The following is a 14398-nucleotide window of genomic DNA, read 5'->3' on the forward strand; positions in this document are numbered from 1 at the left end:
GGTTATTGTAACGGTCTGATGCCGCTGATTCAGTCTTGATTTTGCGCCTGATCTTACCCCGGTTACCGGTACGACGTTCCCCCGGGCAGATCAGGAAAATAGCGGGCTTCAGGTTTGGAAGGGTTAGCGGTTACGCAGCATCGATAGCAAATGGCCGGCAGAGTCGATCACGAAATCCGCTTTCCAGTCCGGGATGGTACCGGGATGCTTGATGTAGCCGTAACGGGCGGCGATGGTGGTCATTCCGGCGCGGCGACCCGCCTCGATATCGCGGATGTGATCGCCCACGTAGATACAGCCCGTCGGTTCCACCTGGAGCAAATGACTTGCCAGCAGCAGGGACTCGGGGTGGGGTTTGCGCTCAGAGACATCATCGGGACAAACCAGGGCGTCGCAGCGGTCGGACAAATCCAGCGCTTGAAGTAACGGTACACTGAATCGCCGAGGCTTGTTGGTCACGATGCCCCAGGCGATATGTTCCTCTTCCAGCCAGCCCAGTAGTTCGTCCATACCCGGGAAGAGGCGGGTTTCGACCGCAATTTCACTCTCGTAGAGATCGAGGAACTCGCTATGCCGGTCGAAATAGTCGTCGTCTTCCGGCGACAGGCCGAAGCCCACGTGGATCATCGCGCGGGCACCGTCTGAGACGGCCTCCCGGATTTCCAGTTCGGGCAAGTGCGGGAGCTGATAACGCTGGCGTACGGCGTTCAGGCAGCGCACGAAATCCGGTGCCGTATCGATCAGGGTGCCGTCCAGGTCGAACAGCACCGCGTGCGGTTTCGGGAATCGCTCAGCCTGGCTCATGGTTTACGAGCGCCCGTCGAGTCGGGCGTGCATCATGTAATTGACGTCCACATCGCGACCGAGCTTGTAGATCTTCGTCAACGGGTTATAGGTCATACCGGTCAGATCGGCCACCTCGAAATGGGCGTGGCGCAGGAAGTCTGCCATTTCTGACGGACGGATGAACTTGCGCCATTCGTGGGTCCCCTTGGGCAGGAGATTGAGCACGTACTCGGCGCCTACGATCGCAAACAGGAATGACTTGGGGTTGCGGTTGATGGTGGAAACGAACAGATCGCCGCCGGGCTTGAGCAGTTTTGCGCAGGCCTGGATTATTGATGCCGGATTCGGCACATGCTCCAGCATCTCCAGACAGGTCACCACGTCGTACTGTCCGGCGTGCTCGGGCTCCTCCGCCAACGCTTCAACGGCAATGCGGCGGTAATCCACCTTTACCCCTGATTCCAGCCCATGGAGCTTGGCAACCGAAAGCGGCGCCTCTCCGAGGTCGATCCCCGTTACATGAGCGCCGCGCTGGGCCATGCCTTCGCTGAGCAGGCCGCCGCCGCAGCCTACGTCCAACACCTTACGGCCGGGCAGGGGCGCGCGTTCATCGATGTAGTTAAGGCGCAGCGGATTGATCTCATGCAGGGGTTTGAACTCGCTGTTCGGATCCCACCAGCGGTTAGCCAGGGCCTCGAACTTGGCGATTTCGTTCTGGTCGACGTTCTGTCCGCTAAAGCCATCGTTCCCGCCAGAATTGTTCGTATTCATGGTGTCATCTTTCCTGTGATAAACGGTGGACTCAACCCTGCCGGATGCGCTTCGCCCAATGTGAAACCTTGAGCATCAGATCCGGCACATCAATGCGAGTCAATTTGCCATCCTGGACCTGGGGTACGCCGCCAATCCAGCTATGGCTCAGTTGGCGGCCATGCTGACTGTAGACCAGGTGGGACGCCGGATCGTAGATGGGCTGGTTGAACGGATCGCTCAGGTCGATAGCAATCACGTCGGCCATTTTACCTGTTTCGAGGGATCCGATGTCTTTCTCGCGCCCCATGGCGCGGGCACCGTTGATGGTCGCCATTGCCAGCGCCTGATGCGCGGACAGCGCAGCTGCATCTTCGGCAACAGCCTTGGCCAGCATGGCTGCCGTTTCGAGCTCGCCAAACAGGTCGAGATCGTTATTGCTGGCTGCACCGTCGGTACCGATAGATACGTTGACCCCCGCTTTCTGGAGCTTGTCCACCGGGCAGAAACCGCTAGCCAGCTTGAGATTGGATTCCGGGCAGTGGACAACGTGGGCGCCGCTCTCGGCAAGGAGCATAAGATCCGTGCTATCCACCTGGGTCATATGCACACACTGCGTGTGTGGTGTCAGCAGTCCGAGCTCCGCCAGTCGTTGTGACGGGCGGGTCCCACTTTTTTCCAGCGCATCGGCGACTTCGAAGGCCGTCTCATGCAGGTGGATTTGGATGGGGACCTGTTTGTCGTCAGATAAACGGATCAGGTCCCGGATCGGGCCATCGGAAACGGTGTAGGGGGCGTGGGGGCCGATGCCGATGCGCACATGGCTGTGGTTCTGCCATTGGTCGATCAGATCCGCGCCCTGGCGCAAGTAGTCGTCCGGACCATCGCCCCAGGCCGTCGGGAAATCGAGCACCGGGAAGCAGATCTGGCTGCGGATCCCGACATCGGAGGCCGTTTGTGCAGCAACCTCGGGAAAGAAGTACATATCCGAGAAGCAGGTCGTACCGGTGCGGAGCATCTCGGCTATGGCCAGGCGGGTGCCGTCGGCAATGAACTCGGGGCTGACGAACTTGGCCTCCGCCGGCCAGATATGGTCGTTCAGCCAGGTCATCAGCGGCAGGTCATCCGCCATGCCCCGCATCAGCGACATGGCGGCGTGCCCATGGGCATTGATCAGTCCCGGCAGCAGCACGTGATCGTTCAGGTTCAGGGTCTCCCTGGCACGGTAATGCTGGTCGGCTTCGGCCTGGGGCAGGATGGCTTCGATCCGGTCTCCCTGGATCAGCAACGCATGCTCGTTAAGCACGGTGCCGGAGGGCACTATGGGAATGATCCAGCGGGCATTGATGCGCGTGTCGACTGCGGTGATCGTGTCTGCGGTCATGTCTTTCTCTGTGACGGCCAAGCCTTCTTCCTCGTTAGGGCTATTATGGCGACGGGCCCAGATGCTGGCTTGTACGGATTTACGCGGGGCCGGTGCTGCAGTCATTTTGTAGACCGCCGACGCCCCTCGGAGTGCCCGCCAGTATAGCGGTGCGAGGCATGTCGAACCAGCCACCCGACTGTTTCGCCCGGCGGCTTACCCGTTATACTTCGGCTTTGAATTTCCGCTTTCCTGGACCTTCGTTCTCATGACTGAAAACTGCGTTCCCAATCCGGACTCCAACCATCTGGGCACTTTGGCCATAATCTGGCACGGTGATCATCTTGCCTTGCTGGACCAACGCCAGTTGCCCGACCAGGAAATCTGGCTCACCTACAAGGACGCCAGCGCCGTAGCGGACGCTATACGGGATATGGTTGTGCGTGGTGCGCCTGCAATAGGTATCAGCGCCGCCTATGGTGTGGTCCTGGCTGCTCATCAGGCTGGCGATACGAAGGATTGGCGAGCCGACATCGAGGTCGCCATCGAGGTACTGGCGAAATCCCGTCCGACGGCCGTCAATCTTTTTTGGGCACTTGAGCGAATGAAAACCCGCCTCCAGGCCTGCCAATCGGCCGCCGAGGCCATTGCCAAGCTGACCGGCGAAGCGGAGTCTATCCATGCCGAAGATGTGGCTGCAAACCGACTGATGGGGCGTCACGCGTTATCGGTAATGGGGGACGAGCCCATGGCCGTACTGACCCATTGCAACACCGGCGCGTTGGCCACCGGTGGCTATGGTACGGCGCTAGGCGTGGTGCGCAGCCTCTGGCATGCCAACCGTCTTAAACGTGTCTACGCGGACGAGACACGGCCTTGGCTCCAGGGCAGCCGCCTGACCGCCTGGGAGCTGCAGCAGGAGGGCATTCCCGTAACGCTGAATGCGGACAGTGCCGCAGCCCAGATCCTGCGCCAGGGCGACGTACGCTGGGTGATCGTCGGCGCAGATCGTATTACCGCCAATGGTGACGTGGCCAACAAGATTGGCACGTACAACCTGGCGATCCTGGCCCGCCATCATGGGGTCCGCTTTATGGTCGTTGCACCGTCGAGCACGGTGGATATGGCGTTGGCGTCCGGGGAGGATATTCCGATCGAGGAACGCGACGGCACCGAGGTGCGTGCGGTGCGGGGCGTTTCGATTGCGCCCGACGGCGTCGATGTCTTCAACCCGGTCTTCGACGTGACGCCGGCGGAACTCGTCGATGCCATCGTGACCGAAAAAGGGGTAATCGAACGACCGGATCGCGATGCCATGCAGGCCATGTTCGCAACCCGGGACTAAGACTCTCAGCGACAACCTGAAAGCCTTGGCCGGCGGGGCTGAGGATTACCCACAGTCCGCCGGCCGCTTCCTTAACTAGTATACGAAGCGCGCGCTGCGCAGAGCGTCCAGCCCCTCACTATCTTCCTTGAGGTCGGGGCCGGTAAAGACTCTTAGCGCATCGGTGCGCGGATCCACCGCACCTTGGTAGGTGTCCTGGATATCCTTCAGCGTCACATTGCGGATGGCGTCTGCCAGTTTCTCACGGCTGTCGAAGTCATACTGCTCACGGTCGATCTCGCGCCAATACCGTTCAGACACCTCGCCGAGCCGCCGATCCTGGGCCAGTAGCTGGCTCAGTACAGCCTGCTTCTCACGCTCCAGATCTTCTTTGCTGAAGTTGTCCAGCGTCTTGCTAAAGTCTGCAAAGAAGCTGGTTGCAGCTTCATCGATCGTTGCCATATCGGCCGAAGGCGATTGCACCATGAACCCCAAAGCCGGCACTTCCAGCATTTCATAGGACGATGCGGAGACGATATAGCCGAGTTGTTGCTGTGTACGCAGGCGCTCATAGAAGGGCGCGCTGATGATCTGCGCCAGTACCGCGTAGCGGGCACGTTCGTCAAACCGTGTGGAGGCACCCTGGAGGTAAAGGACATAACCGGTATCCGGATGATCGACCTGCAGCGCCATGTCCGTCAGGCCTTCCGGCAGATCCCGGATGCCGCTGCGGGGCACCTCCACAATATCGCTATTCCCGAACAGGATGGCGTTGGCCTGCTGTTGGAGGTTGATGGCGCTGGCCTCGGTCAGGTTGCCGTGGGCGAGCATTACCGGATCCACATCGTTGAGGTAGTTGCGTGCGAAGGTCCGCAGCTCCTCAAGGGTGATCGACTTCGCTTCTTCCAGCTTGGTTTCGGCGGGCCATGCCCCTTCGATCAGCGTATTCTGGAGCTGATACGTCGCCTGCTGGACGGGCTTGGCCTTGCTCTGGTTGCGCAGGTCGTCTATCAACTGCTTGCGGTTGATTTCGAAGCGTTCCGGGTCGATCTCCGGCTCGGCCACCTGAGTCATGATCCGGCGCAGCAACACGTGCAGCTTGTCGTCATAACCACCGACCCGCAGGGTGACACCCCGCAGGTGGTTGTAGACCGCGTAGTCCAGGCCAGCGAGCTGGGCCGGATAGGCGTAGGCATTGAGGTTGTCGCGGATACTGTCCACCAGCAGGCTGGTGAGCACCTGGCCGCGGGCCGAATCCCGGGTCTCGGGTGAACGCAGGCTCAGGTAGACGTTTGCCTTGGGGGCGCCGAAACGTGTGTCACGCGCGTACCAGATCTGAGGCGTCCCCGGCACGTCGAGCGCGACCGGGTGCGGCATGGTCTCACCTTCGACCATGGCGAAGTTCTCCGGAATGAACGGGTTGGGCTCCGGCAATCCGAGCTGTGCTTCCAGCTTCTCTGGCGCCTTACCCAGGTCGCCGGTTTCCAGCGTCTTGACCTGGTAAGGGGTGTCGTACCACTGGGTGCGTGGAGCGTCCTTCGGCAGCGATTCAGGCGAAAGCAACGTGATCAACACGTTCTGCGGATTCAGTTTTTCCAATACCATCCGGTATTTTTCCGGCGTGTATTCTTCCATCATCCATGGGGCCTGCAGGACATCCTCCGGCGCCACCTGCTGCATCTGCATCGCCAGCCGGCTGACCTTGTGGATCGGCTCAGACGCTTCCTGGAAACGGAAGCCGATCTCGGATAGCTGCTGGATTTCCTCGAAATAATGCCGCTTGATACCGTTGTCACGAACCATACTGATGTAGTCGAAAGTCAGGTCGACCACCGTGCGCCATTCTTCAAGGCCTTTCGGCGTGAGTGACATGCTGATCTGCAGGCTGCTCTCGTATCCGGTATCCATACCCTGACCGGCGGAGAGACTGTCAGCCAGCCCCGCTGTCTTCAGCACATTGAGCAGGCTGCCTTGACCCTCGTGGCCCAGCAGGTTGGCGACGTAGCCCGCAGGCTTGACTGCGTAATCGTCACGCAGGGAGGGAAGCGGAAAGACCAGTTCCAGCTTCCGCACATCCTTGATTGACTCGACCTGCATCAGGGCCGGCAGGAAGCCGGGTTTGAACAGCGGCGCCGTATGCGCTTTGGCGTTGAGTTCCCGGTCTTCGATCGCAGCAAAGCGTGACCGCACCATCTTCTCCAGCTCGCCGAGGGACTGCTTGCCGTAGACGGCCAGGGACATCAGGTTGGCTGAGTAGTGCGTCTTCCAGAATTCGACCAGATCTTCGCGAATCGGATCGTCGGGGCGGTCGGCCAGGGTATCGAGGTTGCCGACGGCAAAATGGCTGTAAGCGTGGTCGGGGTTATAGATTGCCTTCTCCGCAGAGAAGAAACGGCGGCTGTCTTCGCGGAGTTTGGATGAGTATTCCGAGTGCACCGCATTCATTTCCCGCCCGACAAGGTCCATCGTGAACAGCGGAGCGGAAAACTGTTGGGCGAAGCGGTCGAGGGCAGGTTCCAGGTATTTGGCCTGAACGTCGAAAAAATAGTTGGTGTCCTGGAACGATGTAAAGGCGTTGTGGCTGCCGCCGTGGCTGGCGATGAACTGCTGGTATTCGCCGGCTTTGGGGTATTTTTCGGTGCCCAGGAACAGCATGTGTTCGAGGAAATGCGCTAGACCTTCCCTGTCTTTCGGGTCGTCGCCGCTCCCCACCGCGACGTTCATTGCCGCTGCACCTTTATCGGCGTCCGGGTTCGAGATCAGCAGGACGTCCAGCCCGTTGTCCAGCGTCAGGTAGCGGTATTGGGCCTCATCGTTGGGACTCTTGATGGGCTGGACTGCTGCGTTGGCGAAACCAACAGCGAGAAAGAGCAGGGCAAACAGACTGGATTGGAACCAAAAGCGGACAGGGCGCGCATGACGCATCTACACGGAACTCCTCTTGGTGATGTTAACCAATTGGTCTTGGTATTAACCAGTTGGCCAAAACATACGAATTCTCTGCAAAAAAGCGGTGATATATATTGAGCCGGTCCGTCTTGCGAACCGCACCGATCAGTGGATCGGTTTCTGCTCAATATTGTGTCCTGAGCCGGATAGCGTCTTGCGTGCCAGGTCCGCGGCAGCATCGCCGCTCAACTGGCCCGAGGCGATCCGCTCAAGTACCGAGCCCATAACCGCAACCGACTCGCGATAGTCCTGGAACTCCGCCTGGAAGGCGTCATCGATCGCATCGTAGACGCTCTGGATCTGCTGTTCCCGGCTCTCACCGCTGGTTGCCGACGCGTTAATGGCCCGCAGGCAGGCGCGGGCAATCTTGATGTAACGCTCGGAGTTGGCGTTGCTCTGAGACATGGTGCACTCCCAAAAAGTTCAAAGGCCGCGGATTATGGCATTCCGTATGGCCGGATGCATGCAATGGGTCCCGAAAATCTGCGCTCTTGCGCATCGGGTGCTGTTATTGTCACAGGTATGGCATCTATGGTGTTGACTGTGTGTGGCCAAGGTCAACCAACACCCCTTGCCAGCGTGCGGGCGCATGGCGTTGTGCTAGTCTCAAAGTACGGTGCAAACGGAAGGGTGCGAGCGTTTGTTGTCCGTTTTAGTCGCCCCGGCTCCATCGTTCAGTTGCAGCCCTCGCTGGCGTGGTTAGAGTAAATAATCTAATTTAAAAACATGAGCTTAAAGAGCAAATGCTCTAATAAATAGCGATACTTGCACACTGCACTTGAGTACAATGCGACCGAATTTTAGGGGACGAGTGAAAGTTCCAAACAAAAGCAATAACTGGATGGGCAAACTATGGAATATTTCCTGACGGGTGGAACCGGGTTTATCGGTCGGTTTCTGGTTGAAAAGCTGCTGAATCGTGGGGGGACGGTCCACGTTCTGGTACGCGAGCAGTCGCTGGCAAAGGTGGAGCGTCTTCGCGAGCGTTACGGGGTTGACGAGTCACGTCTCAAGGCAGTGATAGGCGACCTGACCCAACCGAACCTCGGTATCGACGAAGCGACCTTGAAGAGCCTCAAGGGCAATGTTCGGCATTTCTTCCACCTGGCGGCGGTGTATGACATGGGCGCCGACGAGGAATCCCAGCGTGCAGCCAACATCGATGGCACCCATCAGGCCGTCGAGGCGGCGCAGGCGATGAATGCCGGGTGCTTCCATCACGTGTCCTCCATTGCCGCGGCGGGCATGTTCAAGGGGACGTTCCGGGAGGATATGTTCGAGGAAGCAGAAAAGCTCGACCATCCCTACCTGCAGACCAAGCACGATGCAGAGAAAGTGGTCCGCTACGAGTGCAAGATCCCCTTCCGGATCTATCGGCCGGGCATGGTCGTGGGTCATTCCAAGACCGGTGAGATGGACAAGGTCGACGGCCCCTATTACTTCTTCAAGATGATCCAGAAGATCCGCGCAGCGTTGCCCCAGTGGGTACCGACCATCGGTATCGAGGGCGGTCGCCTGAATATCGTGCCCGTGGATTTCGTAGTCGATGCGTTGGACCATATCGCCCATTTGGACGGTGAGGACGGCAACTGTTTCCACCTGGTCGATCCGGACCCGTACAAAGTTGGCGAAATCCTCAATATCTTCTGCGAGGCCGGACACGCGCCGCGGATGGCGATGCGGGTAGATAGCCGAATGTTCGGCTTCATACCCCCTTTTATCCGTCAAAGCCTGAAGAACCTGCCTCCGGTGCGGCGCCTGACCAGTGCGGTATTGGACGACATGGGCATCCCGCCCTCGGTAATGTCCTTTGTGAACTATCCAACCCGTTTCGATGCGCGCGAAACCGAACGCGTACTCAAAGGAACCGATATCCAGGTCCCCCGACTGACCGATTACGCTGCGACGCTTTGGGATTACTGGGAACGCCATCTGGATCCGGATCTTTTCAAGGACCGTACGCTCAGGGGCACCGTGGAAGGTCGGGTTTGCGTTATCACTGGTGCGACCTCGGGCATCGGTCTGGCGACCGCGCAGAAGTTAGCCGATGCGGGGGCGATCCTGGTGATAGGCGCGCGTAAGCCGGAGCGACTCAAGGAAGTGGCCAAATCATTGGAAGCGCGCGGCGCCAGTGTGCATCCCTACCAGTGCGATTTCTCGGATATGGACCAGTGCGACGAGTTCGTGAAGACCGTGCTGGACAATCATGGTCAGGTAGATGTTCTGGTCAACAACGCCGGGCGTTCGATCCGTCGTTCCCTGGATCTGTCCTTCGATCGCTTCCATGATTTCGAGCGCACCATGCAACTGAACTATTTCGGTTCGGTACGATTGATCATGGGCTTTGCGCCCAACATGCTGGAGCGTCGCCGCGGCCATATCGTTAACATTTCGTCTATCGGTGTGCTGACCAACGCGCCACGTTTTTCCGCCTACGTTGCCTCCAAGTCGGCCCTGGATGCCTTCAGTCGTTGTGCCGCGGCGGAATGGTCCGACCGTAACGTCACCTTCACCACCATCAATATGCCCTTGGTGAAGACGCCGATGATTGCGCCGACCAAGATCTACGACCAGGTACCGACCCTGACGCCGGACGAGGCTGCGGATATGGTGGCCGAAGCCATCGTCCACCGACCCAAGCGCATTGCCACGCGTTTGGGAGTGTTCGCCCAGGTGCTACATGCACTGGCGCCGAAAATGGGCGAGATTGTGATGAACACGGGCTATCGGATGTTCCCGGATTCTGCCATGGCCTCCGGTGCGCGCCGCGCGGAGAAGCCGAAGGTTTCTACCGAGCAGGTGGCCTTTGCGGCAATTATGCGGGGTATTTACTGGTAGTCTCGCGTTTCGCGAGTCTAGCGTCCCGAGAAAACGAAAACCCCGCCGCGGCGGGGTTTTTTGGTTTTACTCCATCTCATCTGCCAGCTCAGCGAATGGCGGCGGGAAGCCGCCCAGCTCCTTCCAGCGGTTGACGATTCGGCAAAACAGGTCCGCTGTCTTTTCCGCATCATAAGCCGCCGAATGGGCCTCGCGGTTGCTGAACGAGATACCGGCCAGTTTGCACGCGCGGGCCAGCACCGTGTGGCCATAAGCCAGCCCGGCGAGGGTTGCGGTGTCGAACGTGGAGAACGGGTGAAAGGGATTGCGTTTGATGCCGCAACGGTCCGCTGCGGCGAACAGGAAGTTGTGATCAAACGTCGCGTTGTGGCCTACCAGCACTGCGCGCTTACAGCCGTTGTTCTTGATGGCCTTGCGGATGGGGCTGAAGATATCCGCCAATGCGTCACGCTCGTGGACAGCTTCCCGGTCCGGGTCCCAGGGATCGATGCCGGTGAAGTCCAGGGCCGTCTGCTCCAGGTTGGCGTTGTCGAATGGATGCACATGGTGGGCGAGGGTGTCGCCTCGGGTCAGCCAGCCGTCGTCGTCCATGTCGATTAGTACGGCGGCGATTTCCAGCAGGGCATCAGTCCGGGAGTTGAATCCACCGGTTTCCACGTCGACGACTACGGGCAGGAACCCCCTGAACCGTGCGGCCATAGGAGACGTCGGCTTTTCTTCCTCGATCACTGAATACCCTTACTGTTGATGACTGGTAGTTGCTTATACGCTTGCTTGATTATGCCCGGTCCTGAAGCCGCCAGCGAATCGCTTCGCCGGCGCGCAACGGGGTGATTGAACCTGAGCCCATCGGCAGTGATGCGGCTTGAGTCCAGGGCTCCCGGACCAGGGTGATGGTATCGGTATTCCGCGGCAGGCCATAGAAATCGGGGCCGTTGAAGCTGGCGAAGGCCTCGAGCTTGTCGAGTGCGCCCAGATCGTCGAAAGCCTCGGCGTAAAGCTCGATCGCAGCCGGGGCAGAAAAACAGCCAGCACAGCCACATGCGGACTCTTTTCGGCTGGTGTCGTGGGGTGCGGAATCTGTACCCAGGAAGAAGCGAGAGTCGCCACTGGCTACGGCGTCCTGTAGCGCTTGCTGGTGGCGCTGGCGCTTGAGGATCGGCAGGCAGTACAGATGCGGACGTATGCCACCAACCAGCATGTGGTTGCGGTTGTACAGCAGATGCTGCGGCGTAATAGTCGCGCCAAGGTTGCGGTCGCTGTTGCGCACGAATTCCGCCGAATCGGCCGTAGTGATGTGCTCCAGGACGATCCTGAGTTCCGGGAAACGCTCCCGGGTGGGTGCCAGCACCCGATCGAGGAATTCTTTCTCGCGGTCGAAGATGTCGATGTCATTGTCGGTCACTTCGCCATGGACAAGAAAAAGCATGCCGCACTCGCTCATGGTGGCGAGTACATCGTCGATCTTACGGAGATCGGTGACACCGGACGCGGAATTGGTCGTGGCGCCAGCGGGGTAGAGCTTGGCTGCAACCACGCCGGCATCCTTCGCTTCGCGGATGTCGCCCGGCGTCGTCTGTTCCGTCAGGTAGAGCGTCATCAGCGGATCGAACGATGTATCTGCCGGCAGGGCATCAAGGATCCTTTGACGATAGCCCAATGCCTGCTCGGCATTGACCACGGGCGGTACCAGATTGGGCATGATAATGGCGCGGTGGAAGCAGCGGGCCGTAGCCGGCACGGTATCGGCCAGGACCTCGCCGTCCCGAACGTGCAGGTGCCAGTCATCGGGGCGGGTCAGCGTCAAAGTCGTGGTCATGGATCGTCCTGCGTCCTGAAGCGTGATTCGGTTTGCGGCGCAGTATACCAGAAGCGGCATGAGCTTCGGATGACGAGTCCCAATTTCTGGTACGGATGGACTAAAGATTGGCCGGGCGATGCCGATAAGGGTAAAGACGCTAACTTACGCAAATCCGATGGCCCTGCGATGCGACAGACAATCCGAACCCTTATGATCCTGCCGCTGCTCGGCATTCCTGCCGTCGGCAGTGAAGCCGCCAGTTTTGGTGCCGGTATCGAAAACAGCCAGTGGTATCTCGCATCCTCCGTGTTCAGTTGCACTCTGACACATGAGGTGCCGGGCTACGGACGGGCAGTTTTCCAGCATCGGGCGGGAGAAGATCTGAAGTTCTTCCTGGAATCGGACATCCGCCTCATGAAGACCGGTCGGGCATCGCTGAATATCGAGGCGCCCAGCTGGCGGCCTGGCGCCACCCCAAGGCCGTTGGGCGCGGTGCAGGTGACTGACGACCGTCGGTCTGTCAGCGTTGAGACTGCGCAGGCCATGGCAATGGTGCAGGGGTTGATGTCCGGTATGGCGCCGACGGTCACCAGTGAAGCCCGCTATTCGCCACAGCCGGTTCGGGTCAGTGTGTCCAATATCAACTTCCCTGCGACGTTCAACGATTATAGGACGTGCACGGCAAGCCTGTTGCCGGTCAACTATGACCAGATCCAGCGCTCACGCATTCGCTTCAAACTGGACAGCGCCGAACTCAGCAATGCGGACCTGGATCGCCTCGACCTGATCATCCAGTTTGTCCAGGCGGACAGCACCATAAGCCAGATCTATGTGGATGGGCACACCGATAGCAGTGGCAGCCGCATTCACAACCGGACGCTTTCAGAACAACGCGCCAATGCCGTGACCGATTACCTGACGGCGAACGGGCTCTCCCAAGAGCTTATCGTGACGCGCTATCACGGGGAGCGTTATCCGGCCTCTTCAAGTGCTTCGGATAATCGTCGCACGACCGTCAGGCTCGAGAGGCAAGGGGAGGAGCGCCGTACTCTCCAGCGAGCCGGCGCGGAGTTGGATCCCCGGGTCAACGGGTAGACGCGAACGCTACCATCAGCCGTCCCTGACGGCCGACATATCGCCTTTTCCCGCCGATCCAATTGGATGCCGGCCCGCGCTGCCGTACAATAACGCCCTTCGTCGAATTCCAGATGCTCCCTTTGACCGTGTTGCGGCGAGGAGCGTCTGTTCATTTATTGAATCGGAGCATGGGCATGTCGAACATCAAAAAGGTAGTGCTAGCCTATTCCGGTGGCCTGGATACCTCGGTCATCGTGCGTTGGCTTCAGGACACCTATAACTGTGAAGTCGTGACCTTCACAGCCGACCTGGGGCAGGGCGAGGAAGTCGAGCCGGCCCGCGCCAAGGCCGAAGCGCTGGGGGTCAATGAAATCTACATCGAAGATCTGCGCGAAGAGTTCGTGCGAGACTTCGTTTTCCCCATGTTCCGAGCCAACACTGTTTATGAGGGCGAGTACCTGCTGGGTACCTCCATTGCCCGCCCGCTGATCTCCAAGCGCCTGATAGAGATCGCAAACGAAACCGGTGCGGATGCAATCTCCCACGGCGCAACCGGCAAGGGCAACGACCAGGTACGCTTCGAGCTGGGCGCCTATGCACTGAAGCCTGGGGTGCATGTGATCGCACCCTGGCGCGAGTGGGACCTGAACTCCCGCGAGAAGCTGCTGGCCTATTGCGAGGAACGCAACATCCCGGTCGAGAAGAAGAAGGGCAAATCGCCGTACTCCATGGACGCCAACCTGCTGCATATCTCCTACGAGGGCATGGTATTGGAAGATCCATGGACCGAAGCCGAAGAGGATATGTGGCGGTGGAGTGTCGCCCCCGAGCAGGCGCCGGACAGGCCGACCTACATTGAGCTGACCTACGAGAAAGGCGACATCGTGGCCATCGATGGTGAGCGGTTGAAACCCCACGAAGTCCTGGCCAACCTGAACAAGCTGGGTGGCGAGAACGGCGTCGGCCGTATCGATATCGTCGAGAACCGCTACGTGGGCATGAAGTCCCGAGGCTGCTACGAAACCCCGGGCGGCACCATCATGCTCCGAGCCCATCGCGCGATCGAGTCCATTACCCTGGATCGCGAAGTGGCTCACCTGAAAGACAGCCTGATGCCGCGCTACGCTGAAGTGATCTACAACGGTTACTGGTGGTCGCCAGAGCGTCAGGCGCTCCAGGCGCTAATCGACGAAACCCAGACCTACGTCAACGGGACGGTCCGTCTCAAACTCTACAAGGGCAACGTGGAAGTCGTTGGCCGGAAATCCGAGGACTCCCTGTTCGACGAGAAAATCGCCACGTTCGAGGAAGATCAGGGCGCTTACGATCAGAAAGACGCCGAGGGTTTCATCAAGCTGAACGCCCTGCGTCTGCGCATTGCTGCGAGCAAGGGACGCAAGTTGAGTTAAACGGGTACGACCTGTTTTGCGTATCGGGAGCTGCCCCACCGGGGCGGCTCTTTTTTTGTCTTTGAATTGCTTGATAATAATAAAAGTCAATTAAAATCAGT

General features: G+C 59.2%; 11 protein-coding genes. 4 read left to right on the forward strand and 7 right to left on the reverse strand.

The window, feature by feature from the left end:
• Positions 1 to 123: 123 nt before the first annotated feature.
• From RE428_RS09425 to RE428_RS09435, 3 genes are read right to left on the reverse strand one after another with little or no spacing between them, the layout of a single operon-like run.
• Entirely contained in the window at positions 124 to 804 is a 681-nt protein-coding gene (locus RE428_RS09425) for an HAD-IA family hydrolase (RefSeq protein WP_004581752.1), read from the reverse strand.
• A 3-nt stretch (positions 805 to 807) separates the two neighbouring features.
• Positions 808 to 1557 (reverse strand): bifunctional 2-polyprenyl-6-hydroxyphenol methylase/3-demethylubiquinol 3-O-methyltransferase UbiG, encoded by a 750-nt coding sequence (gene ubiG / locus RE428_RS09430; RefSeq protein ID WP_004581753.1) that lies wholly within the window; start codon positions 1555 to 1557, stop codon positions 808 to 810.
• Between the two features lie 31 nt (positions 1558 to 1588).
• On the reverse strand, positions 1589 to 2920 hold the full coding sequence (locus RE428_RS09435; RefSeq protein ID WP_040882602.1) for a TRZ/ATZ family hydrolase: 1332 nt from the start codon (positions 2918 to 2920) through the stop codon (positions 1589 to 1591).
• Positions 2921 to 3167: 247 nt separating this feature from the next.
• On the opposite strand from RE428_RS09435, the gene mtnA reads away from it, so the two are divergent.
• Entirely contained in the window at positions 3168 to 4244 is a 1077-nt protein-coding gene (gene mtnA, locus RE428_RS09440; protein WP_004581755.1) for an S-methyl-5-thioribose-1-phosphate isomerase, read from the forward strand.
• A 75-nt stretch (positions 4245 to 4319) separates the two neighbouring features.
• On the opposite strand, the gene RE428_RS09445 is transcribed toward mtnA, so the two are convergent.
• Complete coding sequence (locus RE428_RS09445) at positions 4320 to 7148, reverse strand: insulinase family protein (protein WP_004581756.1); 2829 nt, start codon at positions 7146 to 7148, stop codon at positions 4320 to 4322.
• A gap of 129 nt (positions 7149 to 7277) precedes the next feature.
• Entirely contained in the window at positions 7278 to 7577 is a 300-nt protein-coding gene (locus RE428_RS09450) for a hypothetical protein (RefSeq protein WP_004581757.1), read from the reverse strand.
• A 447-nt stretch (positions 7578 to 8024) separates the two neighbouring features.
• Between RE428_RS09450 and RE428_RS09455 the strand changes: the two genes are divergently transcribed.
• Positions 8025 to 10010: an SDR family oxidoreductase gene (locus RE428_RS09455; RefSeq protein WP_004581758.1), complete on the forward strand. Its 1986-nt coding sequence runs from the start codon at positions 8025 to 8027 to the stop codon at positions 10008 to 10010.
• A gap of 66 nt (positions 10011 to 10076) precedes the next feature.
• Here the strand turns inward: RE428_RS09455 and rnt are convergent, their stop codons facing one another.
• Together rnt and pyrC are read right to left on the reverse strand one after the other, a co-directional pair.
• Positions 10077 to 10709 (reverse strand): ribonuclease T, encoded by a 633-nt coding sequence (gene rnt, locus RE428_RS09460; RefSeq protein ID WP_004581759.1) that lies wholly within the window; start codon positions 10707 to 10709, stop codon positions 10077 to 10079.
• A 79-nt stretch (positions 10710 to 10788) separates the two neighbouring features.
• The gene (gene pyrC / locus RE428_RS09465) at positions 10789 to 11829 is read right to left on the reverse strand and encodes a dihydroorotase (protein ID WP_004581760.1); all 1041 of its coding nucleotides are present in this window, start codon (positions 11827 to 11829) and stop codon (positions 10789 to 10791) included.
• A gap of 168 nt (positions 11830 to 11997) precedes the next feature.
• On the opposite strand from pyrC, the gene RE428_RS09470 reads away from it, so the two are divergent.
• Together RE428_RS09470 and RE428_RS09475 are read left to right on the forward strand one after the other, a co-directional pair.
• Positions 11998 to 12906, forward strand: a complete 909-nt coding sequence (locus tag RE428_RS09470; RefSeq protein ID WP_040883377.1) for a flagellar protein MotY — start codon at positions 11998 to 12000, stop codon at positions 12904 to 12906.
• Positions 12907 to 13082: 176 nt separating this feature from the next.
• Entirely contained in the window at positions 13083 to 14297 is a 1215-nt protein-coding gene (locus RE428_RS09475; protein WP_004581762.1) for an argininosuccinate synthase, read from the forward strand.
• Positions 14298 to 14398: the final 101 nt, after the last annotated feature.

Origin of the sequence: Marinobacter nanhaiticus D15-8W (assembly GCF_036511935.1) — a bacterium.
Taxonomy (GTDB): domain Bacteria; phylum Pseudomonadota; class Gammaproteobacteria; order Pseudomonadales; family Oleiphilaceae; genus Marinobacter_A; species Marinobacter_A nanhaiticus.

Bases quoted from the DNA above. Each gene is read 5' to 3' on its own strand.
- pyrC (WP_004581760.1), bottom strand. From the start codon at position 11,829: ATGACCACGACTTTGACGCTGACCCGCCCCGATGACTGGCACCTGCAC.
- RE428_RS09445 (WP_004581756.1), bottom strand. From the start codon at position 7,148: ATGCGTCATGCGCGCCCTGTCCGCTTTTGGTTCCAATCCAGTCTGTTT.
- ubiG (WP_004581753.1), bottom strand. From the start codon at position 1,557: ATGAATACGAACAATTCTGGCGGGAACGATGGCTTTAGCGGACAGAAC.
- RE428_RS09475 (WP_004581762.1), top strand. From the start codon at position 13,083: ATGTCGAACATCAAAAAGGTAGTGCTAGCCTATTCCGGTGGCCTGGAT.
- RE428_RS09455 (WP_004581758.1), top strand. From the start codon at position 8,025: ATGGAATATTTCCTGACGGGTGGAACCGGGTTTATCGGTCGGTTTCTG.
- RE428_RS09450 (WP_004581757.1), bottom strand. From the start codon at position 7,577: ATGTCTCAGAGCAACGCCAACTCCGAGCGTTACATCAAGATTGCCCGC.
- RE428_RS09435 (WP_040882602.1), bottom strand. From the start codon at position 2,920: ATGACCGCAGACACGATCACCGCAGTCGACACGCGCATCAATGCCCGC.
- RE428_RS09470 (WP_040883377.1), top strand. From the start codon at position 11,998: ATGCGACAGACAATCCGAACCCTTATGATCCTGCCGCTGCTCGGCATT.
- rnt (WP_004581759.1), bottom strand. From the start codon at position 10,709: ATGGCCGCACGGTTCAGGGGGTTCCTGCCCGTAGTCGTCGACGTGGAA.
- RE428_RS09425 (WP_004581752.1), bottom strand. From the start codon at position 804: ATGAGCCAGGCTGAGCGATTCCCGAAACCGCACGCGGTGCTGTTCGAC.
- mtnA (WP_004581755.1), top strand. From the start codon at position 3,168: ATGACTGAAAACTGCGTTCCCAATCCGGACTCCAACCATCTGGGCACT.